Below are 21,307 nucleotides of genomic sequence, written 5' to 3' on the forward strand. Positions count from 1 at the left end.
GAATCTGCCCACTTGAAGAGGACCATTCGCCGGCTGGACTGTATAGAGACTATGGTCCCGACCTCTCCGGCCTTGTGGAAAACGTTGCCCGGATCGTATTCCCCCTTGATCTCGGTGAGCCAGCGCCGCGGGCCACGCGGCCGATCTCGGGTACCCGGTGCCGACGTTATGGTCGGGATCGCTGTCGGATTCGACGTTGATCACCGAGGACTACATCGTGCAGATGGCCGACCAGTACTTCACCCCGCAGGCCATCGTCATCGGGCACCTCAACCACCTGCCCGTCACGCACGTCTATCCCCAACTCGTCGACTTCATCCGCGAGCGCAACCTGCGCACCGTCACGCTCAACGACGTGTTCTTGAAGACGCCGTAGCACTTTCGCGTCGCGAAAACCGGAGAGCGACTATGGGACCCTGCATTCGGTTACCGCTTCCGGTGTGATCACCACGTACGCCGGACTGGACTGGGTGTAATACCGCATCCGCCGCGCCCACAGCCGGATATGACCCAACTCGTCCACCGCGAACCGCGGTTGCAAGTAATAGCGCCAGGCGATTCGGGCAAGCACCGCCGGCGGCGGCACGCCCCGCACGGCCCTGGCCCGTCCCCGCACCAGCAGCCGCGCGGCGCTTGACCCGCCCTCGCCGCCCAGCAGCGCGGCGACCTGCGGGCACGCTTGCACATTGCGCACCGTCCAGGACGACGCAGAGGTGGTGGCATACCAGCGGCCACCGTGCGCGACGAACCACAACGGAACCGCGAATGGTGTGCCCTTGGGCGAGCGGGTGGCCAGCAGCATGACCCACGAATTGTGCACGGCCGCCTTAACATTCGGAGACCGGACGGGGCGAACAGCGTCGCGCCCGTCGGCCACCGGAGCGGATGCCCGCGCGGGAGCCGGCGGTGTCGGCGGGGTCGGCACCTCACGAAGCGAGCCGTAGTCCCAGGCCACGACCCGCGTGGGCACGATCCGATAGGTGCGATCTCCGATGGCCTCGGCCGTCCCCCGGACGGCCAACGAACGCAGCCGGAACCACTGTGGCCCGTCGTCGGCGACCACGACGACATTGCGATCGGCAAGCTCCGGGCCGCCGTCCGGGATTCGGACGATGCGCGGCGACAACGCGGGATCGGCAGGCTCGTCCAGCCTGACGGTGGCCGGCAGTACGACGATCTCGTCGTCCACGGTGGCGGCCAACGCCGCCCGCGGCGGACACAGCGCCAGATCCGCCACCGCGCTCGCATCGACGTCTCGAGTGATCACGAAGTGCCCTCCCGACAACAGCGCCTCAGACGCACAGTATGCGCGCCACCGGGCAGCACGACGCTGACGCGGGCGTGGCCGTCGATAGTCAGAACTGACTATCGACCCGTCCCGATCGCCGCGGCTACCTTGAGACCATGGCGCAGTGGGTGCCGCCCCCGCTCCCGGCCGAATTGATCGCTCGTCGCCGGGGTCCGCTCGTGGGTCGCGACGCGGAATTGGCGGTGTTCGAACAGGCCTGGGAGCGGGTCGAGCGGGGCAATCGCCAGGCGATCTTCGTCGGGGGCGAGCCCGGGGCCGGTAAGACGCGCCTGGCCGCGGAGGTGGCCGCAACGCTGCACGACCACGGCGTCGCGGTGCTGGTGGGTAGTTCGACGGCCGACGAGGATCTGCCCTACGCGCCGTTCGCCGAAGCGCTCGACCGGCTGCTGATCGCCGGTCCACCGGGTTCGATGGCGGAACCGTTGAGCGGCGCGGGGCCGCAGCTGCGGCGGCTGTCGTCGCACGTGGTTCGGCATTTGCCCGCCGCAGGCCCGACCCCCGACGCCGGTTCGCAGCGGCACGCCCTCTTCGACGCGATGACCGGCTTCCTGCGGCGGCTGGCAGTCGATCGACCGATCGCGTTGATCCTCGACGACCTGCACTGGGCGCAGCTTCCCACGCTCGCGCTGCTCGAGCACGTGCTGGTCGGGTGCGCCGATGTGCGCGCGCTGGTGGTGGTCACGTTCCGCACGACCGAGCCCGACCGGTCCGCCGATCTGGCCACCCGGCTGGCCGAACTGCACCGGTTCGACGGGGTGCGGCGGCTGGACCTTCCGGGCCTGGACACGGAGGCGATCGCCGAGTTCGTGGCGCGCACACAGCAACTCGCCCCCGCGTCGGCGCGTACGGCCGCCGCCTTGCTGCGCGAGAGGACCGGCGGCAATCCGTTCTTCCTGACCGAACTCGTCAACGAGCTCGAAATCCGCGGCGGCCTCGCCACGTTGGGTACGCAGCACACCGTCCCCGCGTCGATCGGCGACGCCATCGCCCGCCGCCTTGCCGGACTGGGCACCGGCGCGCGTGCGGTCATCGAGCAGGCGGCCGTGCTGGGCCAGACGTTCGACCTGCCCGCGTTGATCTCGACGTGCGGGACGGAGCCCGGCGGAACGCTGGCGGCTGTCGATTCGGCCGAGGCCGTGGGGTTGGTGCGCGCTGTGCACGACTCCGACGGTGAATTCGCCTTCGTGCACGCGCTGACCCGGGAAGCGGTGCTCGGCGGGATGGCCGCGTCGCGGCTGCGGGTCATGCACGCGCGCGCCGCGGAGGCCCTCGAGGGCCGCGGCGACCCGGCGCTCGTTCCACGCCTGGCCAACCACTACCTGCGGGCCCATGTGCTGGGCTACCACGAGCAGGCATTGCGGTACGCGCGTCAGGCGGCCCGCATGGCCGAGCAGAGCCTGGCCTATGAGGACGCGGCGAAGTGGTTCGAGCGCGCGGCGTCGCTGCCGGAGCTCAACCTGGCCGAGCGGGCCAGGCTGCAGCTCGACGCGGCCGCCAACCACGTGCGCGGCGGCTCGTTCGCGCGCGCACGGTCCATCTACGAGCGCATCGGCGCCACCGACGACCCGCTCATGCGCCTGGAGGCGGCCGTCGGCTACGAGGAGGCCAATTGGCGCCCAGGCCAATCGAATTCGAAGGCCGCCGACTTGTTGGCCTCGGCTCTGGAGTCGTGCGGACTACGCGCGGAGGACCCCCGCTACGTACAGGCGCTCGGCAGCTTCGGTCGGGCGTTGGCCTTCGCCGGCGAGGCGCCGCGAGCCCGGGAGGTCGGCGCCGACGCCATCGAGCGCGCGCGGGCCGGCGGCGACGCGGCGGTACTGCTCCATACGCTCAAAACCAGCCTGTGGCAAGGCCTCACCCCGGAGATGAGCGAGATCCAGGCCGAGCGCGCGGCCGAGGTATCCCGCATGGCGCTATCGCGCCGCGACTACGAGTCGTTGGGCGCGGCGTCGCATTTCCACGCCCAGGTCAGCTACCTGGCCGGCCGGCCCGACGGCCTCGCCGCCGCGACTGCGGACATGCGGCGAGCGGCACAAAGCTGCGGTCAACCCGCCTTCGGCTTCGTCGGCGCGTGTATCGAGCAGGCGCTGGCCTACCTGCGCGGCGACTTCCCCGGCGCCGAACGATGGGCCGACATCGCTTTGCGCACAGGCGATTTGTTCGGTGCCGACGACACCGAGGGCTCCAACGGGGTCCAGATGTTCATGATCCGCCGCGAGACCGGCGATTTGAAGAGGTTCGGCGGGTTCATCGACGGCAGCGAGACATTCGCCGGGCGCTGGGTGCCCGGGCTGCTCGCCCTGTACACCGAGCTACAGTGCGAGCGCGGCATGACCCGCGCGCTCAACCAACTGCTCAACCGCAACCTGGGCGAGCGCCTCGAGGATGCGCAGTGGCCGATGGAACTCGCGTTCATGGTCGAGGCGGCGCTGCGGCTTTGCCACCTCGACGCGGTCCGCGAGCTGCGCCCATTCGTCGGGCGTTACGCCGGAAAGAACTTGGTGGCCGGGCAGTTCGTCGCGCTGTTCGGCAGCGCGGACCGGTACCTGGCCCGCATGGCGGCGCTCTGCGGGGATTACGCGGCGGCCGACCGCCACTTCGCCGCGGCGATCGAAATGGACCGGCGAATGGGCTCGGTGGTCCACATCAGCGAGACGCTGGCGCGGCACGCGCTGTACGCCGCGTCATGCGGACACGCCGACGATGCCCGGCGCCTGGCCGGGGAGGCGCGCGCCATCGCCGGCGCGATCGGCCAGACCCGGGTCGTCGACCTGGCGGATTCGGTGCTCGCCGCGCCTCCCGTGGGGCCCGACGGTCTGACGGAACGGGAGGTCGAAGTGCTGCGGCTGCTCGCTGAGGGGTTGAGCAACCGCGCGATCGGCGAGCGCCTTTTCATCAGCGCCAACACCGCGGCCAACCATGTGCGCAACATCCTGATCAAGACGGGGGCGGCTAACCGCACACAAGCGGCGATGTACGCGGCCGATCACGAACTCCTGGGGTAGCGCCGCCTCAGATGTCGGACAGGGCCCCGTCCGGCATCAGGCGGTCCTTCACTTCGACGACGGCGTCGGCGGGCAGGCCCGCGCGGGCGGCCGCGGACCTGATGGCCTCCGGCGACGGCGCCTCGTAAAGGCAGTACGTCTTCCGCTTGTCCGCCGACAGGAACGAATACATCCAGCGGACGCCCTCCAAGTCGTTGATCCGGTTGATACCGTCGGCAACCTCGAGGCTCGGTTCCAAATCCTCGGCAAAGTTGCGCTCGACCATGAAGATGGGCACGGCGGACTCCTGTCACTGTCTTGGGTCAGCCTAAGCCGCCGACGACGGTGAAGGCACGGGAATTCTCGACGGGCGTCACTCCCCCGCCGTCTCGGCCTGACCGGCGAGCAACGTCTGCAACGTCTCGCGCAATTCGGCCAGTCGCCGTCGTCCCAGAATCCGCTCCCATCGGCTCTCCAAATCAATCGCGCTGGAACGCATTACACGCAGCGCATGCCGACCGCGCGGCGTGAGCTCGATGATCCGGCTTCGCGCGTCCTGGGGATTGGGCTCCCGGGTGACGTAGCCATGTCGCTCCAGGCCGGTGATCGCCTGGGCCACCGCCTGCCGGCTCACCTGCAGCCGGTCGGCCAGATCCGATGCGTGCAGGCCGCCGGCGGCCAGCGGCACGAGGGCGACGGCTTGCGCCGGACGGATCCCGTCGAGCCCTGCTTCGGCAAACGCCGCGCGCAGGCGCGGCGCACCGGACGCGGCCACCAGGTTCACCAGCGCCGGCACGGTGGGCTGCCAGCCGGCATCCAGAGCGCGTCGCATGGGAAGGAGTCTGCCACCCCGCCCGGGATTGACAAGTAACTTGTCAAATTCGTAGGCGGCTGCCACGATGGCGGTCATGCGATCGCGTTCCGCCCGGGCCATCGGCTTCTTCCTCGTCGCCGTCCTGGCCGCCGCGCTCGGCGGATGCCTGGCCGGTGGCGGGCATGCGCTGGGAACCCCGGGTGCGCAATCGATTCCGGTCGGGCAGTCCACCCGGAGCATCGAGGCGGGCGGCGTCAGCCGGACCGTCCACCTGTACCGGCCCCAGGGTCTGACCGATGCCGCGCCGCTGGTGGTGATGCTGCACGGCGGCTTCGGCACCGGTGAGCAGGCCGAGCGGGCCTACCGCTGGGACGCCGAGGCGGATTCCGGGCATTTCCTGGTGGCCTACCCCGACGGGCTGAGCCGCGCCTGGAACGCCGGGACCTGCTGCGGTGAACCGCAGCGCGTCGGCACGGACGACGTCGGCTTCATCGCAACCATGGTCGGTGCCATCGAACAACAGCTGCCCATCGATCGGGCGCGGGTCTACGTCACCGGCATGTCGAACGGGGCCATGATGGCGCTACGCCTCGGCTGCCAGTCCGACCTGTTCGCCGCGATCGCCCCGGTGGCGGGCACGCTGCTGACCGACTGTTCCCGGGCGCGGCCCGCGTCGGTGCTACAGATCCACGGCACGGCCGACGACAGGGTGCCCTACGACGGCGGACCGGGGAAGGCGTTCTCGCTCAACGGGACTGCTCGTGTCGACGGACCTTCGGCGCAGTCCGTCAACGCCACCTGGCGCGCCATCGACGGGTGCGGGCCGCCGAGTTCGAGCGCCGCCGGCGACGTGACGACACAGACCGCGGGATGCGCGGACGGGCGAACCGTCGAGTTGATCTCGGTGGCCGGGGCGGGCCATCAATGGCCGGGCGGTGAGCCCAGCCCCCTTGCCGAGCGAGTCGCGGGCATCCCCGCGCCGTCGACGGCCCTGGACGCCACCGACACCATCTGGCGCTTCTTCGCCGCGAATCATCGTTAGGGCGCCCCGATTCTCTAAAATTTTAGAGAACACCCTTCCGCCGGCGGCCCGCGATTGTTACCGTTCCGTAATGCGCCGGGTTGGGGGAGCTTTCGCCGTCCTACTGGTCATCGCCTCGGCGCTGACCGGCCTGCCGAATGCGGGCAGCGCCCGCGCCGACGGCGGGGACGAACCGCAGTACGCGGAGTTCTACACGCCGCCCGACCCCTTGCCGCCCGGCCAGCCGGGCGACCTGATCCGCACCGAGCCGTCACGACTGGTGCTGGAGCCGTCGGGCCAGCTGGGCGCCATCATGGCCACCGGCACACGAATCATGTACCGCAGCACCGATACCCGGGGCAACCCGATCGCGGTCACCGGCACCTACTTCGAGCCCTACAACGACTGGCCCGGCCGTGGACCGCGCCCCTTGATCAGTTACGCGCCGGGCACCCAGGGCCAGGGCAATCAATGCGCCCCGTCGCGAATGTTCAACCAGGGCATCCACTATTCGGGCGGCTGGGACATCATGTTCAACTACGAGGAACTGTTCGTCGCGACGATGGTCGCCCGTGGTTTCGCCATCGTGATGACCGACTACGAAGGCCTCGGTACCACGTCCATGCATACCTACGTGGGCCGCGTGGCCGAGGGACAGGCCGTGCTCGATGCCGCCCGGGCCGCCATGAAGCTGCCCGGAACATCGCTGGATCCCCATGGACCGGTGGCTTTTTGGGGCTACTCGCAGGGCGGCGGCGCGACGGCGTCGGCGGCCGAGCTGGCGTCGGCCTATGCCCCCGATCTTCATATCGTGGGTACCTACGCCGGGGCACCGCCGGCCAACCTCAAAGAGCTCCTGCCGTATGCGGACGGCAGTGCCCTGGTCGGCGTCGTCGGGTACGCGCTCAACAGCGTCATGGCCGCCTATCCGGAGTTCGCCGACGTCATCCGCTCCAAGATGACCCCCCGCGGGCTGGCGATGCTCGAATCGGTCTCGCGCCAATGCGTCGGTCAAACCCTGCTGGACTTCATGTTTCGCCATATCCAGCCTTACTTCACCGAAGACATCAATCAACTGGTCAACGAGGAGCCGTTCAACACCATGTTCGAAGACCAGCGGATCGGGCGCTTCAAGCCCAACGCCCCGGTACTGATCAACAGCAACCGCTACGACCCGCTGGTGCCCTGGACGGCCGCCAACCAACTCGGGCGCGACTGGTGCGCCCAGGGCGCCGACGTGGAATTCCGCACCAACGAGGAGCCGCCGTTCCTCAACAAGCTCGTGATCAACCACGCCCTGCCGATGCTCGTCGACGGCGAACCAGCCATGCAGTGGATCGCCGCCCGCTTCAATGGAGAACCGACCGCGCCCAACTGCGGTCAGTTTTAGACTGGGCCCATCGCAGCACGCAGAAAGCACAACGCGCCCGAGCGGCGCCGCCAGCTCGCCGACGCCGCTGTCGAGCTGTTGGGCACCAACGGAGTTCACGGCGTCAGCCACCCGAAGGTCGACGAGCGCGCCGGCGTGCCCGCCGGCACCGCATCGTTCTACTACCGGACCCGCAAGGCGCTGCTGCACGCGGCCGCCGCACGGGTGGCCGAACTCGACGTGGCCGACTTCTCCCGGATGGCCGAGCTCGCCGGTGATCCGCCAACACAGTTCACCGGCACCGCGGGACTGGCCCGCATCGTCATGTACGTCAACAGCGAGCCGTGGCTGACCCGCGCCAAGGCGCGCTACGAGCTCGCATTGCTCGCCGGCCGGGACCCCGAACTGGCCGCCACCCTGGACGAGTCCGCGCAACGGCTCTACAGCCTGGCCCGCGACGTCGTCGCGCAATGGCATCCAGACGGCAGCGCGCCCGAGCCGGCGCTGGTCGAAGACCAGGCGCTCGCCACGCTGGCCTTCATCAACGGGATCATGCTGACGTTCGTCGCGGGGCAACCGGCCGTCGATGACGCCGATCACCTCGAGCGGCTGATCCGAGGCGTCATCGCGGGCGTCGCCGCGGTGCGGGGCGACTAACGATCCTCAGGGCGCTTCCCGTCAATCCGGTGGCGTGAGCTGACGTTCAAGCGCCCCCGTGATGTCGGTGGTGGTCACGACCAGGGCGGTCATGAAGTCGACGAGCCGCGGTCGGCTGACGTCGATCCGGTGCCGGTACCACTGGGTGGTCAGCTCGAGAAGACCGCCGACCACGGTCAAGGCAGTCAGGTTGACGTTCTCGTCGCTACCGGCGGCATCCCCGAGCAATGTGCGCATCTGGCCCACCATGACCTGGGTGAGGACGTCGATCACCTCGTCTCGACGGCCGGCGAGCGCTTCGGCCGTTTGCAGCTCGATCAAAAGCCTTGGGCGGCGCGGATCCTCGTCGATGAAGGCGAACGCGAATTCGATCACCGCCCGAGCTCGAGGTGTGATCTCGTGAGGTGACGCCGCGACCGTTGCCATGATGCCCGTCAGCGCGCGACTGAATTGGTCCTCGAATGTCGCGATCAGCAATTCGTGGCAGTCGCGAAAGCTTTCGTAGAAGTAGCGGTCGTTCAGTCGTGCCCGGGCGCTGACCGCCCGTACGCGCAGGTTGCCCACCCCATGCTCGGCGATGGTGTCGAATGCTGCCTCGATGAGTTGCCTCCGGCGCTGCTCGCGGCGCTGGTCAGCGGTCAGGCCGCGGTGCACTGCCATTCAGCTTCAACTCCTCCACATGTGCGCCGGGGTTGCGCGCGCGGGCTGTTTGGTGAAGTATCTCACCAAAGCTGTTTGGTGAACTACTTCACCAAACAATCCTAGGGGGAGCGGTGCGGCGGGGGATCACTTTTGCGATCGGCGTGAGCTGCTACCGGCGCGGCGGGGTCGCCGGCCCGTGCCCGGAGCTGGCGTTCGGCGGGGGGCCGCGGTGACGACCTCCGTCGACGCGCCCCGACGGGCGTCGCACCGCGCCGGCCCGCCGCTTGCGCGGACCGGTGAATACAGCGCGCGGCTGGCCGCGTTGGGTGAATTCACCATCGGGCGCAAGGCTTTCGTGATCGTGGCCTGGGTTGGCGTCGCCGTGATTCTTGCCGTCGCCTTCCCGCAGCTCGAGAGCGTCGTGCGTCGGCAATCGGTCCAGCTCTTGCCCGGCGACGTGGCGTCCTTTCAAGCGCTCGACCGCATGGCGGCGGCGTTCGATGAGCGGGGCGCGAAGACCTCGATCGTCGTCGCGATGGAAGATCCCGCGGGGCTGACGCCACCGGCGCGCCACCGCTACGACGCGCTCGTGGCCGCGTTCCGCGCCGACAAAGCGCACGTGCTGCTGGTGCAGGATCTCCTCGCCGACCCGGGTACGAGGGCACACGCGGTGAGCAAGGACGGCAAGGCGTGGTTCCTACCCGTTGGAATCGCCGGCACACTCGGCGACCCGAGGTCCGCCGAATCGGTTGACGCCGTGCGTGCCCACGTGTCGTCCGCGTTCGCCGGATCCTCGACCCTCGCCCGCGTCACCGGTCCGGCGGCGACGTTCCGTGATCAGATCGGCTCCGGCGAGCACGAATTGCTCATCATCTCGGTTGCGACCGCCGCCCTCATCGCACTCATCCTGTTGCTCGTCTATCGGTCGGTGGCCACCGCCCTGTTGCCCTTGCTGGTGATCGGTGCCAGCGTGGCCGTCGGGCGCGGCGTGCTGGCGGCGCTCGGTGAATTCGGTGTCCCCGTCTCGCAATTCACCATCGCGTTCATGACCGCGGTTCTCCTGGGTGCCGGCACCGACTACAGCGTGTTCCTGATCAGCCGCTATCACGAGCAACGCCGACACGGCGATAACCCAGAAGACGCCATCATCCACGCCTGCGGCAGCATCGGCCGGGTCATCCTGGCTTCGGCGGCGACCGTGGCTCTGGCGTTGGCGTCCATGGTGTTCGCCCACCTGAGCGTCTTCCAGGGGGTCGGGCCCGCCTGCGCCGTCGCCGTGCTGATCGGATTCCTGGCCACCGTCACGCTGCTTCCCCCCTTGTTGGCACTCGCCGCCAGACGCGGCATCGCCGAGCCGCGCGCCGACCTGTCCCGCCGGTACTGGAACCGGATCGCCGTCTCGGTCGTGCGACGGCCCGTGCCGCTGCTGGCAGTAAGCCTGGTGGGATTGCTTGCCCTCGGACTCGTCGCGGTCACCATGACGATCAGCTACGACGACCGTAAAGGGCAACCCGCCGGTACCGCCAGCAATGAGGGTTACGCGCTGCTGGATCGGCACTTTCCCAAAGACACCGTCATCAACGAGTTCCTGCTCGTGCAATCGGGCACCGACATGCGCACCGCAAGAAGCCTCGCCGATCTCGACGCGATGGCCTCGCGAGTCGCCCAGCTCCCCGGGGTCACCCGGGTCGCCGGTGTCACCCGCCCGACCGGGATCCGGCTCGATCAGGCGCAATTGTCTTGGCAGAACGGGCAAATCGGCGACAAGATGGCCGGCGCAGTCGCCGACGGACAAGCGCACCGCGACGACTTGGCCAAGCTCACCAACGGAGCCGACCTGCTCGCCGCCGGCCTGGGCCGACTCGACACCACCATGCGTCGTGCGTTTACGCCGCTGACCGATCTCTTGAGCCAAAACGGAGGGCAACACCTACAGGGCGACCTCCCCCTGCTGCAACAGCTCAACGCCACCGCACCCGCCGTGGATCAGGCGGCACACACCGGCGCGGGACTACGCCCGCTCGCCCAACAAGCCGCCACCGCCATCGCGGCGATCGGACCCCTTGTCGACAACCTCAACACCTCGCCCTGGTGTGCCGCCACGCCGCAATGCGCGCAACTGCGCGACGAAACTCAGGTGCTCGTCACGCTGCGCAACGGTGGATTCTTCGACCAAGTCGCCGACCTCAGCGACCGATTCAGCCAAAACACCACCCTCGCCGGCACGCTCAGCGGGATCCAGAACGCCGCCACCACCATGCAGCAGGCGCTCGGCGCGAACGGCGAACCCGCGGATCCCCTCGGCGGTATCCACCGCCTGCAAGACGGCATCGCCCGGCTCGCGTCGGGCGCGCAGGCACTGGCCACCGGGGTACACACCCTTGCCGACAGCAACATTCGGCTGCTCGGCGGCATGAGCCAGATCGCCGCACAGCTGCAGAACTCCGCGCGTGCGACTTCGGGATCAGACTCCGCCTCCGGTTTCTTCCTACCCCAGGCCGCGTTCGGGGATCACCAATTCAGCGATATGGCACGGTATTTCATCTCTGCCGATGGACACACCGCCCGCTTCGCCATCACATCGTCATACGATCCGTACTCGGCTGACGCGATGGCCCTGAACCGCAGGATCGTCGACACGGCCAACGCCGCCCGGCCTAACACCTCGCTGGACAACACCGCGGTGTCCATGGCCGGCTTTACCGCGGTCAACTCCGACCTGCAGCACCTGCTGTCCGCGGACTTCACCCGCCTGGCCACCACCACCCTGCTGATCGTCGGCGTCGTCTTGATCCTGCTCCTGCGCGCGGTGGTCGCCCCCGTCTACCTCCTGGGCACCGTGGTGTTGAACTATTTCGCCGCACTGGGCCTGGGAGTGCTGGTATTCCAATACGGATTCGGCCACCCCATCGCGTGGCCCGTCCCGCTTCTGGCGTTCATCCTGCTGATAGCCGTCGGCGCGGACTACAACATGCTGGTGATCTCCCGCTTGCGTGAAGAGTCCGCTCGCAACGCGAGGGTCGGGGTGCTGCGCACGGTCGCCAGCACCGGATCCGTGATCACCTCGGCGGGCCTGATCTTCGCCGCCAGCATGTTCGGGCTGATGATCGGGTCGCTCGACATGATGGTCCAGGCCGGGTTCATCATCGGTTGTGGGCTCCTGCTGGACACCTTCGTGGTACGAACCCTCACCGTCCCCGCTATCGCCACGCTCCTGCGGGAACGGAGCTGGTGGCCTCATCGAGCACGCTCCGGATCATCCCTTCAGCATCCCGTCGATCAGCCGGTGTAGCACCTGGCGGGTCTCCCGGCGCATGCGCTTCGGATCATCGGCGGTGGCGATCAGCATGGCCGCCTCGTCGAGCGCACCGATCAACACGTGCGCCAGCGGCCGCACCGGCTGCTTGGGCAACTGGCCGGCCCGGATGGCCTCCGTGATCAACTGTTCGGTCATGCCCAGGCTGTAGCGCTGGGCGACATCCCGAAAGCCGGCCCAGCCCAGCACACTCGGGGCGTCCAGCAACATCAGCTGGCGCACCTCGGGATCGCCGGACACCTCCAGCCACGCGTCGACTGCGGCACGGATCGCGTCCGCCGGTGTGCTCGCTCCCGACTCGGCTACCAGGGTGCCCATCCGGGCCATGACGTCCTGCTCCACGGCTTCGACGACTTCCCGGAAAAGCGCTGCCTTGTCCGCGAATTGGTGGTACATCGCCCCGCGCGTCACCCCCGCGGTGGTCGCGATCTCCGGCGTCCCCACCTCCGCATAGCCCCGCAGCCCCCAGAGCTTGCGGGCAGCGGCGATCAGCGCAACGCGCGTCGCCGCGGAACGCTCTTCCTGAGTCCGTCTCTTGCTTTCCATACAACCTGTTGGTAACTTACGAACAGACAGCCTGTTTGTAAATGTATCTCGAATTAGGAGCCCTCTATGTCGACGATCGACATTAGCGCCGGAACCATCCATTACGAAGCAACCGGACCCGAAAGCGGCAGGCCGGTGGTCTTCGTGCACGGGTACATGATGGGCGGCCAGCTGTGGCGCCAGGTCAGCGAACGCCTCGCCGACCTCGGGCTGCGGTGCATCGCCCCGACGTGGCCGTTGGGCGCCCATCCGGAACCGTTGCGTCCCGGCGCCGATCGGACCATCACCCGCGTCGCGGGCATGGTCGCCGAGGTACTGGCCGCCCTCGACCTCGAAGACGTGGTGCTCGTCGGCAACGACACCGGCGGGGTCGTCACCCAACTGGTCGCCGTCCACCACCCCGAGCGGCTCGGCGCGCTGGTGCTCACGAGTTGCGATGCGTTCGAACACTTTCCACCGCCGATCCTCAAGCCGGTGATCCTGGCGGCGAAGTCGAAGGCGACCTTCCGGGGCGTGGCCCAGGCCATGCGGTTGCCGGCCGCGCGCAGGCGCGCGTTCGACGGGCTGGCCCACCGCAACATCGACGACCTGACCGAGGCCTGGGTGCGCCCGGGCCTATCCGACGCCCGCATCGCCGAAGACCTGCGCCAGTTCACGTTGTCCATGCGCACCGAGGTGACGACGGGGGTGGCGGCCCGGCTGCACGAGTTCGACAAGCCCACCCTGATCGCGTGGTCGGCCGACGACGTGTTCTTCGAGCAGGAGGATGGCGTCCGGCTGGCCGCCACCATCCCCCACGCCCGCCTGGAGGTCATCGAGGGGGCCAGGACTTTCTCGATGATCGACCAGCCGGACCGACTGGCCGGCCTGTTGTCGACGATCGCGGTGCGCACGTGACGTCTTTCGCCTCGCGACCGTAACGCCACGGCGAAAAATCGAGCAGGATTTCGCCGTGGCGTTACGCTCGCGGACATGGAAGACGTGCTGCAAGGCCGGCGGATCCTGGTGACCGGCGGCGCGACCGGAATCGGCGCGGCCGCCGTGGGCGCCCTCACCGAGGCGGGGGCCGAGGTCGCCGCCACCTATCACCGGACCCCGCCGCCGGACGGCCTCACGGCCAGCTGGCTGCAGTGCGACGTGCGAGACGCCGACGCCGTCTCGGCGATGGTGCGACAGGCCGCCGAACGCCTGGGCGGGCTCGACGTGCTGGTCAACGCCGCGGGACTCTGGCAGGCCGGGATCCCCGGCTACATCGGCGTCGACGAGATCTCGTTCCTGTTGGACACCAACGTCAAGGCGACCATCCTGACCAACCAGGCCGCCTACGCCGTGATGAAGGAGCAAAACCCCAAGGGCGGCAGGATCATCAACTTCGGCTCCTCGGAAGCCGTTATGGGCAGCCCGATCTCGGCCGTCTACGCCGCGACCAAGGGGGCGGTGCAGGCGTGGACGCGGTCGGCCGCCAAGGCTTGGGCGGGAGACAAGATCACCGTCAACGCTCTGGCGCCGGCGGTGCAGACGGCCGGCGCCGACCGGCTCCGCGAGTTCCTCGGCCCCGACGCGAGCGCGTTGATCGACCAGCAGATGCAGATGATGATCCCGTTGGGCGGGGCACTGGGCGACCCCAGGCGCGACCTCGGCCCGATGCTGGTCTTTCTCGCCGGTCCGGGTTCCGGGTTCATCACCGGGCAGCTGCTGGCCGTCGATGGCGGCCTGATGATGGTGGGCGGATAGCCGGACGGCCCGCGGTCAGTGTTACCACGGCACCAGCGGAATCAGCGTTGCTCGGTGTCTTTCGGCGCGGCCGGCCGGCCACCGTGACGCCACCGGTGGGAGAGATCGCGCGATCGTGGTTGTGAGGCTTGGCGATGAAGCTCTCGCGCTCGGTTCCTGAGCAGAATCAGCGAGCGGTGCAACTCAAACAGCATGAGCCTATGTTCGCCGTTCGATGCGGACTGAGCCGCTATACACGCAGTGTTCGATAGGGAACCCTGGGAGAATCTGGCGTGAAGAGTTCCACAACGCGAGGTGGTGGGCGGCCCGTCGATCCGGACTGCGGACGGCGGCGCGGCCCCCGCTACGATAAGACGGACCGTCTCGTCTCGCAGTGGGCCCGGGCATAGTGAAGGTGATTTCAGACCGATGACCGACGACACCATTCAAGCGCTGCTGCGCCAGCGCTTGTCCGACCCGGGCGTCGCGGTCAAACATCGCGCCCTGCAGTGGAGTTGGAGTCAGTACCTGGCCGGATCGGCGCAGCGGGCCGCGGCCCTGATCTCGGCCGCCGATCCGGACCGGCCGATGCACGTGGGCGTCCTGCTGGGAAACAACCCCGAGATGCTGGCCCAGATGGCGGCCGCCGGCCTGGGCGGGTACGTCCTGTGCGGCCTGAACAACACACGGCGCGGCGAGGCGCTCGCGGCCGACGTCCGGCGCGCACATTGCCAGTTCCTGGTCACCGACGCCGAACACCGCCCGCTGCTGGACGGCCTGGACCTGGACGGCACCCAGATCCTCGACACCTCGAGCCCGCAGTGGGTCGAGTTCGTCGAGGGCGCGGGTGAACTCGTCCCGCACCGGCAGGTGACCGCGGCGGACCCGTTCATGATGATCTTCACGTCGGGAACCAGCGGGAACCCCAAGGCGGTGCAGGTGTCGCACCTGATGGCGACCTTCGCCGGCATCAACCTGGTTCAGCGCTTCGAGCTGTCCGAGCGGGACACCTGTTACGTGTCGATGCCGCTGTTCCACTCCAACGCGGTCGTCGCCGGCTGGGCCCCCGCGGTGGTCTCCGGCGCCGCGATCGTGCCAGCCAAGTTCTCGGCGAGCAGCTTCCTCGACGATGTCCGCCATTACGGTGCGACGTACATGAACTACGTGGGCAAGCCGCTGGCCTACATCCTGGCCACGCCCGAGCGCGACGACGACGCCGACAACCCACTGCGGGTGGCGTTCGGCAACGAGGCCAACGACAAGGACATCGAGGAGTTCGCGCGCCGCTTCGATGTGCAGGTCGAGGACGGCTTCGGCTCGACGGAGAACGCGGTGATCGTGATCCGGGAACCCGGTACGCCGAAGGGGTCGATCGGCAAAGGGGTCGACGGGGTGGCGATCTACAACAGCGAGACCGTGACCGAGTGCGCGGTCGCGCGCTTCGACGCCGACGGCGCCCTGGTCAATGCCGACGAAGCGGTCGGTGAGTTGGTCAACACGGCCGGCTCGGGTTTCTTCACCGGGTACTACAACGACCCGGAGGCCAACGCCGAGCGGATGCGGCACGGCATGTACTGGTCAGGCGACCTGGCCTACCGCGACCCCGACGGGTGGATATACCTGGCGGGCCGCACCGCCGACTGGATGCGGGTCGACGGGGAGAATCTCGCCGCCGCGCCGATCGAACGGATCCTGTTGCGGCACAGCGCGATCAACCGCGTAGCGGTGTATGCCGTCCCGGACGGGCGCGTCGGTGACCAGGTGATGGCGGCGATCGTGCTCAACGAGGGGCGCACCCTGGACCCCGACGCGTTCGAGGCATTCCTCGACGCGCAGCCCGACCTGTCCCCGAAGGCGCGCCCGCGCTACCTCCGCATCGCCACCGACCTGCCCAGCACCGCCACGCACAAGGTGCTCAAGCGCCAGCTGATCGCCGAAGGGACGGACGTCGGCGATGGGGAGGTGCTGTGGGAGCGCGAGCCGCGCGGGACCGCCTACGCGGTCGCGACGCCTAGACCGGGCTCGGAGGCACCCGGCGGCGGATCTGGCCCTTCGGCCGTCGCACCCGCTTGATCGGGTCGCGCGTTGTGCCGCGGGCGATCTCGTCGCGCAACTGCGCGATGTTGGACAGCTCCGCGTACAGCCCGCGGATCGCGTAATTCAGGACGGCGAACGAGAAGCGCTGGTCCGGGTCGGCGCTGATGCCGAGTTCATGCGACCGCTGCCGCGACCACAACGCCTCGTCCAGCCGCGCCCGGGTCGCCTCGAGATGGCGGTCCAACGTGTCGACGATGAGTTCTGGGTCCCCGCCCCGGGCGAGCCAGGTTCTCAGGATCACGGGGTGCTTGATGACGACCTGGTCGTCACCCGGGAAGTGCTGCACCCACCGCCGCAGTGCGTCGAGCCCGGCATCGGTGGTCTCGTAGAGCGTGATCGACCGCTTGCCCGATTTGGCGCCGATCTCGCCGACCATGCCGCGCGCCAGCAGCCGGTTGAGTTCGCGCCGCACGTGACTGACGGACGGTGACCAATAGAAATGGCCGACGGACAGCTCGGCGCGCAGCTTGATCTCGCCCGCGGTGAGCTGCTCGTCGTTGGCGGCGAGCACGCCCAGCACCAGGTAGGCCGTTACCGGCAGGCCGTTGGTGGTGCGCCGGGGGCTCACGGCTGCTCGTCCTGCCCGGTGAAGTAGGGCAGAGTGACGTCGGATCCGACGGCATGAAACGACACCCGTACTCGCATGCCTATCCGCAACTCCCCCGGCGCGACACCGATGACGTTGGTCAGCATCTGATAGCCCTCGTCCAGCGTGACGATGGCGGGCGCGTAGGGAGGCTCGAATTCCGCAGTCACCGGCCGGTGAACCACCGTCCAGCTGTAGATCTCGCCCAGCCCGGCGCTGAGCTCCCAACGCACCTGCGCCGAAAGGCATTCGCGGCAGTGCTCGGTCGGCGGGAAGTTCGCCAGGCCGCAGGCCGCGCAGCGTTGATAGCGCAATTCGCCGGACCGGCAGCCCTCCCAGAAGGGAACGCTGAGCTGGCTACTCGCGTGGGGCACGGGGCCGGTTTGTGGGCGCAAAGCATCGGAAGTCACAGCGGTTCGTCCCCCAGAATCAGCAGGGTGGTGAACAAGGCGCCCGCTCCCCCGTTGCTGCACAACGCGATGTGCGCGTCGGGAACCTGGAGATCGCCCGCCTGTCCGCGCAGCTGCTGGACGGCCCGGACGGCCCGCTGCATCATCTGCGGATTGGAGCCCGCGTGGCTGAACGACATGGTTCCTCCGTCGGTGGTGATGGGGTGGCTCCCGTCGATGCCGATGTGGCCGTCGGCGACGAACGGACCGCCCTCGCCCTCGCCGCAGAACCCGAACGCCTCGAGCTGGCGGATGATCTCGAAGGAGAACGGGTCGTAGAGCTCCAGCACGTCGACGTCGTCGGGCCGCAGCCCGGCGTGGCCGAACGCCCGCTCGGCGGCGCGCCTGCCGACCACGCCGTTCACGTGTCCGTCGCGCCGCCCGGCGAGGTCCCACGCCGGCGGGTGCTGGTAGGACGGGCCGTGGAAGTCGGCGCCGCTGCCCAGTACATAGACGGGTTGGCTTGCGCCATCAGTCTTTTCGACGTCAGCCACGACCAGGGCGCACCCACCTTCGGAAGTGGTGGCGCAGTCCAGGAGGTGGAAGGGGTCCGCAATGGGCCGGGATGCGGTGATGTCGTCCGGCGTAAAGGGTCCGCGTTGGTAGTAGACGGCTTCGGGGTTGCGCGATCCGTTGTTGCGGATGGTGGCGGCGACGATCGAAAGTTGTTCGCGCGTGGTGCCGTAGGTGTGCATGTGGCGGCGTGCGATGAGCGCGAACTCGGCGGTGGTGAACATGCCCCAGGGCGCGACGAATTCGTTTTCCGGCCGGGTCCACGGCGCCGTCGCCTGGTGGTCACGGTATTCGCCCGCCTGGGCTGCGACGAGCACCACCACGTCGGCCATGCCGTGTTCGATCGCGGTGACCGCCTCGGTGATCATGCCGACACCGAAGGCGAGGCCCTGCCACGCCGGGCCGAGGCGCAGGTCGTAGATGAGGGCGGTGGACAGTGGGCCCGCGCTGATCCCGTCGACGTCGTCGAGGCCCAGCCCGGCGTCGTCGAGCGCGCCGCGGATGGCGCTCAGGGCCAGGGTCCGTGAGGTCTCGCCGTCCAGGCGCCGGCCCTGCCGAGTGTTGTGCACGCCGACGATCGCCGCGGTCCGCTTCGTTGCTCCCACTCGATGTTCCTTTGCGTCGCTCTAGTTTTCGTCCGCCACGACGCCCAGGTAGGTGCCGACGACGTCGCACTGTCGCCCGTCGCGGGTGATCGTCCCGATCGTCGTGGCGCGGGCGCCGGTGGGCGGGCCGCCGGTGCCCCTGTCCACGATGTCGATCCGTACGTCGACGGGCCGCGCGGTCTGGGGGTCGGTGATTTCGACGACCATCGCGACCGCATGCTCGCGCTCGTCCCACTCGACACTGGTGATGCGGTGCCGTGCGGTCAACTCGATCACCACGGAGTCCTGGCGGACCAAAAAGCGCACCGGGGCACACAATTCGCCGGCGCGCGGTGGCACGCACAGGGAGACCGCCATGTCACAGGCCCGCCGGCCGGGTGCTGATGGTTCCGGACTCCCGCAGCGCGACAAGATCGTGCTGGCTGCGTCCCAGCACGCCCGTCAGGACCTCCTCGGTGTGCTGGCCGTACAGCGGCGGTATCCGGCGGATCCACCGCCGCGGCCTGCCCAGGAAGGCGAACGGCATTCCGGTGCACAGGAAGGAACCGGCGACCGGATGGTCGACGGTTTCCCAGAAGCCCCGCGCGTGCAGGTGCGGGTCGCTCAGCAGTGCCGGCGCCGGCGTGACCGGCGCCGCGGCCGCCCCCGCGGCACGCAGCGCTTCGACCGCGTCGCCCACCGACTGCCCTGCGGTCCAGGCGGAGATCAGCTTGTCGACTTCGTCCGGCCGGTCCTGCCAGTCGGCGGGCCGCAGGTCCGGTTGACCCAGCAGCCGCGCCAAAGCCGTGCGCGCGGCGTCGTTCGTCGCGGCCAGCGCGACCCAGTCGTCGTCACCCCGGCAGCGGTAGACCCCTTGGGGGCGGGCATCCGGACCGCGATTCCCGTTGCGTCGCATGTGGATCCCGAAGCGCGAACACTCCAGCACCATCTCGGCGGCCACGTTCAACGCCGCCTCCACCATGGTGGACTCGACGTGCATCCCGTTCCCGTCGCGGTCGCGGATCACCAGTGCGGCCACCGCGGCGAAGGCCGCGTGCAGGCCCGCGATCGGATCGCACACGCCGCGGGGGATCACCGGGGGGCCGTCGGCGTGCCCGGTCATCCACGCCATGCCGGTCGCCTGCTCCATCGTCTGGGCGAAGCCCACGCGGTCACGCCAGGGGCCGTCGAGGCCGAAGGCGGGCATCCGCACCATGATGGCGCGGGGGTTGGCCGCGCGCACGGCATCCCAGCCCAGGCCGAAGTTCGTCATCACCCGTGGCGAGAAGTTCTCGATCACCAGATCGCTTGCCGCGACGAGCTCCAGCGCGATGGCCCGTCCCGCCTCGGTACTGAGTTCGACGCTGACGCCGCGCTTGTTGTTGTTGCTGCACAGAAAGACCGGGCCCCACTCCCACCACTGGTCCCAGCTGGGTGGACGGCCGGCGGAGAACCGCATGCCGTCGGGCCGCCGGACGCCCTCGACTTTGATCACGTCGGCGCCCAGCGTGCCCAGCAGTTGGGTGGCGACCGGTCCCGCCCAGAAGGCGGTGAAGTCGGTTATCCGCGTGTCCGCCAGCGGCAGCGTGTCGGCCCCGCGGCGTGGGATCTCCCGTGGTGGCCAGTCGACGCGGCCATTGTCGGCGCCCAGCCGCGGCGCGGGTCCCGGCGGACTGGTCGCCATCGCGTCGCTGCGATATGGCACCCTCGGCTGCGACCCGCCGGCCGCGGATTCGACGAACACCCCGCGTTCCACGAAATGATCGATGTGCGGCAGCATTTCGGGTGTCCCGATCGGTGCCACCGGGATTCGGAAGGCGACCGCGAGGTCGACGATCTCCTGGGTGGTGCGCGACTGGGTCCACTGTGTGACCATGCCGAGGAATTCGTCGCGGCGGGCGACGCGGCCGTCGAAGGAGGCCAGCTCGGCGTCGTCGAGGAGATCGGGGCGGTCGATGAGTACCAGGAAGTCCTGGAACTGCTGCGCGGTGATGGTGCAGAAGCCGACCATGCCGTCGGCCGTGGGGACGATCGAGGGCAGTTCCAGGCTGCGGCGGCCCAACAGGGAGTCCGCGCCCAAAACGCTGGCCGACATCGCGGACAGGCCGCCCATCGCGATCACCATGGCCTCGTACGTCGAGACGTCGATGACCTCGCCCCGGCCGCCGCGGGCGGCGTGCCGGGCGGTCGCCGCGGCGACCGCGGCCGCGAAGGTGCCCGCCAACCACTCGCCGAGCTGACCGCCCGCCTGCACCGGTTCGTCCTCGGGCCAGCCCCGGCCGGCGGTCGATCCGCACAACGCCTGCAGGATGAACTCGTTGGCGATCACCCGATCATCGACGTAGGGTCCCGTCGTGCCGAACGGTGTCACGGCGACCACCACGGCCGAAGCGGCGGTGTGGGCGGTGATGCGGTTCAGCGTCCAACCGTCGGTCAAGTCGGTGAGCACGATGTCGGCACCGGCAAGCAGCGCCGTGATCTCCGCCCCGCCGTTGTCGAGCACCGATCTCTTGCCGGCGGCCAGGTAGGCGAACAAGGCCCCGGGCGGCCCGCCGGCCGATCGCCGACGGATCGAATCTCCTTGGGGCGATTCGATCTTCACGACGTCGGCGCCCGCGTCGGCGAACATCTTGCCGCAGTACGACACCGCGATCCCATTGGACAGCTCCAGCACACGCCAGTCGGCGAACGGCGCTCGTGCTGCCAC

At 69.0% G+C, this 21,307-nt stretch carries 18 protein-coding genes and 1 pseudogene; 9 read left to right on the top strand and 10 right to left on the bottom strand.

The features are described 5' to 3' along the window. Positions 1–136: 136 nt before the first annotated feature. Positions 137–376, top strand: a pseudogene (locus A5692_RS11040) (polysaccharide deacetylase family protein); the annotation flags it as partial. 30 nt (positions 377–406) lie between these two features. On the opposite strand, the gene A5692_RS28200 reads toward A5692_RS11040, so the two are convergent. Then, the gene (locus A5692_RS28200) at positions 407–1,267 is read right to left on the bottom strand and encodes a pyridoxamine 5'-phosphate oxidase family protein (protein WP_082962584.1); all 861 of its coding nucleotides are present in this window, start codon (positions 1,265–1,267) and stop codon (positions 407–409) included. A gap of 137 nt (positions 1,268–1,404) precedes the next feature. Between A5692_RS28200 and A5692_RS30240 the strand changes: the two genes are divergently transcribed. After that, on the top strand, positions 1,405–4,314 hold the full coding sequence (locus tag A5692_RS30240) for an AAA family ATPase (RefSeq protein WP_068055707.1): 2,910 nt from the start codon (positions 1,405–1,407) through the stop codon (positions 4,312–4,314). A 7-nt stretch (positions 4,315–4,321) separates the two neighbouring features. Here A5692_RS30240 and A5692_RS11055 read toward each other — a convergent pair whose 3' ends face one another. Together A5692_RS11055 and A5692_RS11060 are read right to left on the bottom strand one after the other, a co-directional pair. After that, positions 4,322–4,591: a DUF4242 domain-containing protein gene (locus tag A5692_RS11055; RefSeq protein ID WP_068055712.1), complete on the bottom strand. Its 270-nt coding sequence runs from the start codon at positions 4,589–4,591 to the stop codon at positions 4,322–4,324. Between the two features lie 75 nt (positions 4,592–4,666). Further along, on the bottom strand, positions 4,667–5,125 hold the full coding sequence (locus tag A5692_RS11060; RefSeq protein ID WP_068055794.1) for a MarR family winged helix-turn-helix transcriptional regulator: 459 nt from the start codon (positions 5,123–5,125) through the stop codon (positions 4,667–4,669). 76 nt (positions 5,126–5,201) lie between these two features. On the opposite strand from A5692_RS11060, the gene A5692_RS11065 reads away from it, so the two are divergent. The 3 genes from A5692_RS11065 (at position 5,202) to A5692_RS11075 (ending at position 8,154) form a co-directional block, all read left to right on the top strand. Next, positions 5,202–6,149 (top strand): PHB depolymerase family esterase, encoded by a 948-nt coding sequence (locus tag A5692_RS11065; protein WP_068055790.1) that lies wholly within the window; start codon positions 5,202–5,204, stop codon positions 6,147–6,149. A gap of 70 nt (positions 6,150–6,219) precedes the next feature. Then, positions 6,220–7,518, top strand: coding sequence for a lipase family protein (locus A5692_RS11070; protein ID WP_197514424.1), 1,299 nt, complete (start codon positions 6,220–6,222; stop codon positions 7,516–7,518). 9 nt (positions 7,519–7,527) lie between these two features. Then, positions 7,528–8,154 (top strand): TetR/AcrR family transcriptional regulator, encoded by a 627-nt coding sequence (locus tag A5692_RS11075; RefSeq protein ID WP_255397026.1) that lies wholly within the window; start codon positions 7,528–7,530, stop codon positions 8,152–8,154. A 21-nt stretch (positions 8,155–8,175) separates the two neighbouring features. Here A5692_RS11075 and A5692_RS11080 read toward each other — a convergent pair whose 3' ends face one another. Next, positions 8,176–8,814 carry a TetR/AcrR family transcriptional regulator gene (locus A5692_RS11080; protein WP_068055717.1) on the bottom strand — a complete coding sequence of 213 codons (639 nt, stop codon included), beginning with the start codon at positions 8,812–8,814 and terminating at the stop codon, positions 8,176–8,178. Between the two features lie 211 nt (positions 8,815–9,025). Between A5692_RS11080 and A5692_RS11085 the strand changes: the two genes are divergently transcribed. Further along, positions 9,026–12,088 carry an RND family transporter gene (locus tag A5692_RS11085; RefSeq protein ID WP_082962586.1) on the top strand — a complete coding sequence of 1,021 codons (3,063 nt, stop codon included), beginning with the start codon at positions 9,026–9,028 and terminating at the stop codon, positions 12,086–12,088. Here A5692_RS11085 and A5692_RS11090 read toward each other — a convergent pair. Further along, complete coding sequence (locus tag A5692_RS11090) at positions 12,053–12,658, bottom strand: TetR/AcrR family transcriptional regulator (protein WP_068055720.1); 606 nt, start codon at positions 12,656–12,658, stop codon at positions 12,053–12,055. The genes A5692_RS11085 and A5692_RS11090 overlap by 36 nt on opposite strands. A 66-nt stretch (positions 12,659–12,724) precedes the next feature. Here A5692_RS11090 and A5692_RS11095 point away from each other — a divergent pair, with 66 nt between their 5' ends. The 3 genes from A5692_RS11095 (at position 12,725) to fadD1 (ending at position 16,444) form a co-directional block, all read left to right on the top strand. Beyond that, positions 12,725–13,555: an alpha/beta fold hydrolase gene (locus A5692_RS11095; RefSeq protein ID WP_068055723.1), complete on the top strand. Its 831-nt coding sequence runs from the start codon at positions 12,725–12,727 to the stop codon at positions 13,553–13,555. Between the two features lie 75 nt (positions 13,556–13,630). Beyond that, positions 13,631–14,392 (top strand): SDR family NAD(P)-dependent oxidoreductase, encoded by a 762-nt coding sequence (locus A5692_RS11100; protein WP_068055726.1) that lies wholly within the window; start codon positions 13,631–13,633, stop codon positions 14,390–14,392. Positions 14,393–14,800: 408 nt separating this feature from the next. After that, on the top strand, positions 14,801–16,444 hold the full coding sequence (fadD1, locus tag A5692_RS11105; RefSeq protein ID WP_068055729.1) for a fatty-acid--CoA ligase FadD1: 1,644 nt from the start codon (positions 14,801–14,803) through the stop codon (positions 16,442–16,444). Here fadD1 and A5692_RS11110 read toward each other — a convergent pair. From A5692_RS11110 to A5692_RS11130, 5 genes are read right to left on the bottom strand one after another with little or no spacing between them, the layout of a single operon-like run. Continuing rightward, on the bottom strand, positions 16,383–17,036 hold the full coding sequence (locus tag A5692_RS11110) for a MarR family transcriptional regulator (protein ID WP_068055732.1): 654 nt from the start codon (positions 17,034–17,036) through the stop codon (positions 16,383–16,385). The two genes, fadD1 and A5692_RS11110, sit on opposite strands and share 62 nt — an antisense overlap. Then, complete coding sequence (locus A5692_RS11115) at positions 17,033–17,464, bottom strand: Zn-ribbon domain-containing OB-fold protein (RefSeq protein WP_068055735.1); 432 nt, start codon at positions 17,462–17,464, stop codon at positions 17,033–17,035. Before A5692_RS11115 ends, A5692_RS11110 begins: the two co-directional genes overlap by 4 nt. Next, positions 17,461–18,621: a thiolase family protein gene (locus A5692_RS11120; protein ID WP_068055738.1), complete on the bottom strand. Its 1,161-nt coding sequence runs from the start codon at positions 18,619–18,621 to the stop codon at positions 17,461–17,463. The genes A5692_RS11115 and A5692_RS11120 overlap by 4 nt, the downstream gene beginning before the upstream one ends. A 21-nt stretch (positions 18,622–18,642) precedes the next feature. Continuing rightward, the gene (locus A5692_RS11125; protein ID WP_068055741.1) at positions 18,643–18,978 is read right to left on the bottom strand and encodes a hypothetical protein; all 336 of its coding nucleotides are present in this window, start codon (positions 18,976–18,978) and stop codon (positions 18,643–18,645) included. A gap of 1 nt (position 18,979) precedes the next feature. After that, entirely contained in the window at positions 18,980–21,307 is a 2,328-nt protein-coding gene (locus tag A5692_RS11130) for a CoA transferase (RefSeq protein ID WP_068055744.1), read from the bottom strand.

Origin of the sequence: Mycobacterium sp. E342, from assembly GCF_001667665.1 — a bacterium.
GTDB lineage: Bacteria > Actinomycetota > Actinomycetes > Mycobacteriales > Mycobacteriaceae > Mycobacterium.

Bases quoted from the DNA above. Each gene is read 5' to 3' on its own strand.
- A5692_RS30240 (WP_068055707.1), top strand. From the start codon at position 1,405: ATGGCGCAGTGGGTGCCGCCCCCGCTCCCGGCCGAATTGATCGCTCGT.
- A5692_RS11060 (WP_068055794.1), bottom strand. From the start codon at position 5,125: ATGCGACGCGCTCTGGATGCCGGCTGGCAGCCCACCGTGCCGGCGCTG.
- A5692_RS11065 (WP_068055790.1), top strand. From the start codon at position 5,202: ATGCGATCGCGTTCCGCCCGGGCCATCGGCTTCTTCCTCGTCGCCGTC.
- A5692_RS11070 (WP_197514424.1), top strand. From the start codon at position 6,220: ATGCGCCGGGTTGGGGGAGCTTTCGCCGTCCTACTGGTCATCGCCTCG.
- A5692_RS11080 (WP_068055717.1), bottom strand. From the start codon at position 8,814: ATGGCAGTGCACCGCGGCCTGACCGCTGACCAGCGCCGCGAGCAGCGC.
- A5692_RS11090 (WP_068055720.1), bottom strand. From the start codon at position 12,658: ATGGAAAGCAAGAGACGGACTCAGGAAGAGCGTTCCGCGGCGACGCGC.
- A5692_RS11095 (WP_068055723.1), top strand. From the start codon at position 12,725: ATGTCGACGATCGACATTAGCGCCGGAACCATCCATTACGAAGCAACC.
- A5692_RS11100 (WP_068055726.1), top strand. From the start codon at position 13,631: ATGGAAGACGTGCTGCAAGGCCGGCGGATCCTGGTGACCGGCGGCGCG.
- fadD1 (WP_068055729.1), top strand. From the start codon at position 14,801: ATGACCGACGACACCATTCAAGCGCTGCTGCGCCAGCGCTTGTCCGAC.
- A5692_RS11125 (WP_068055741.1), bottom strand. From the start codon at position 18,978: ATGGCGGTCTCCCTGTGCGTGCCACCGCGCGCCGGCGAATTGTGTGCC.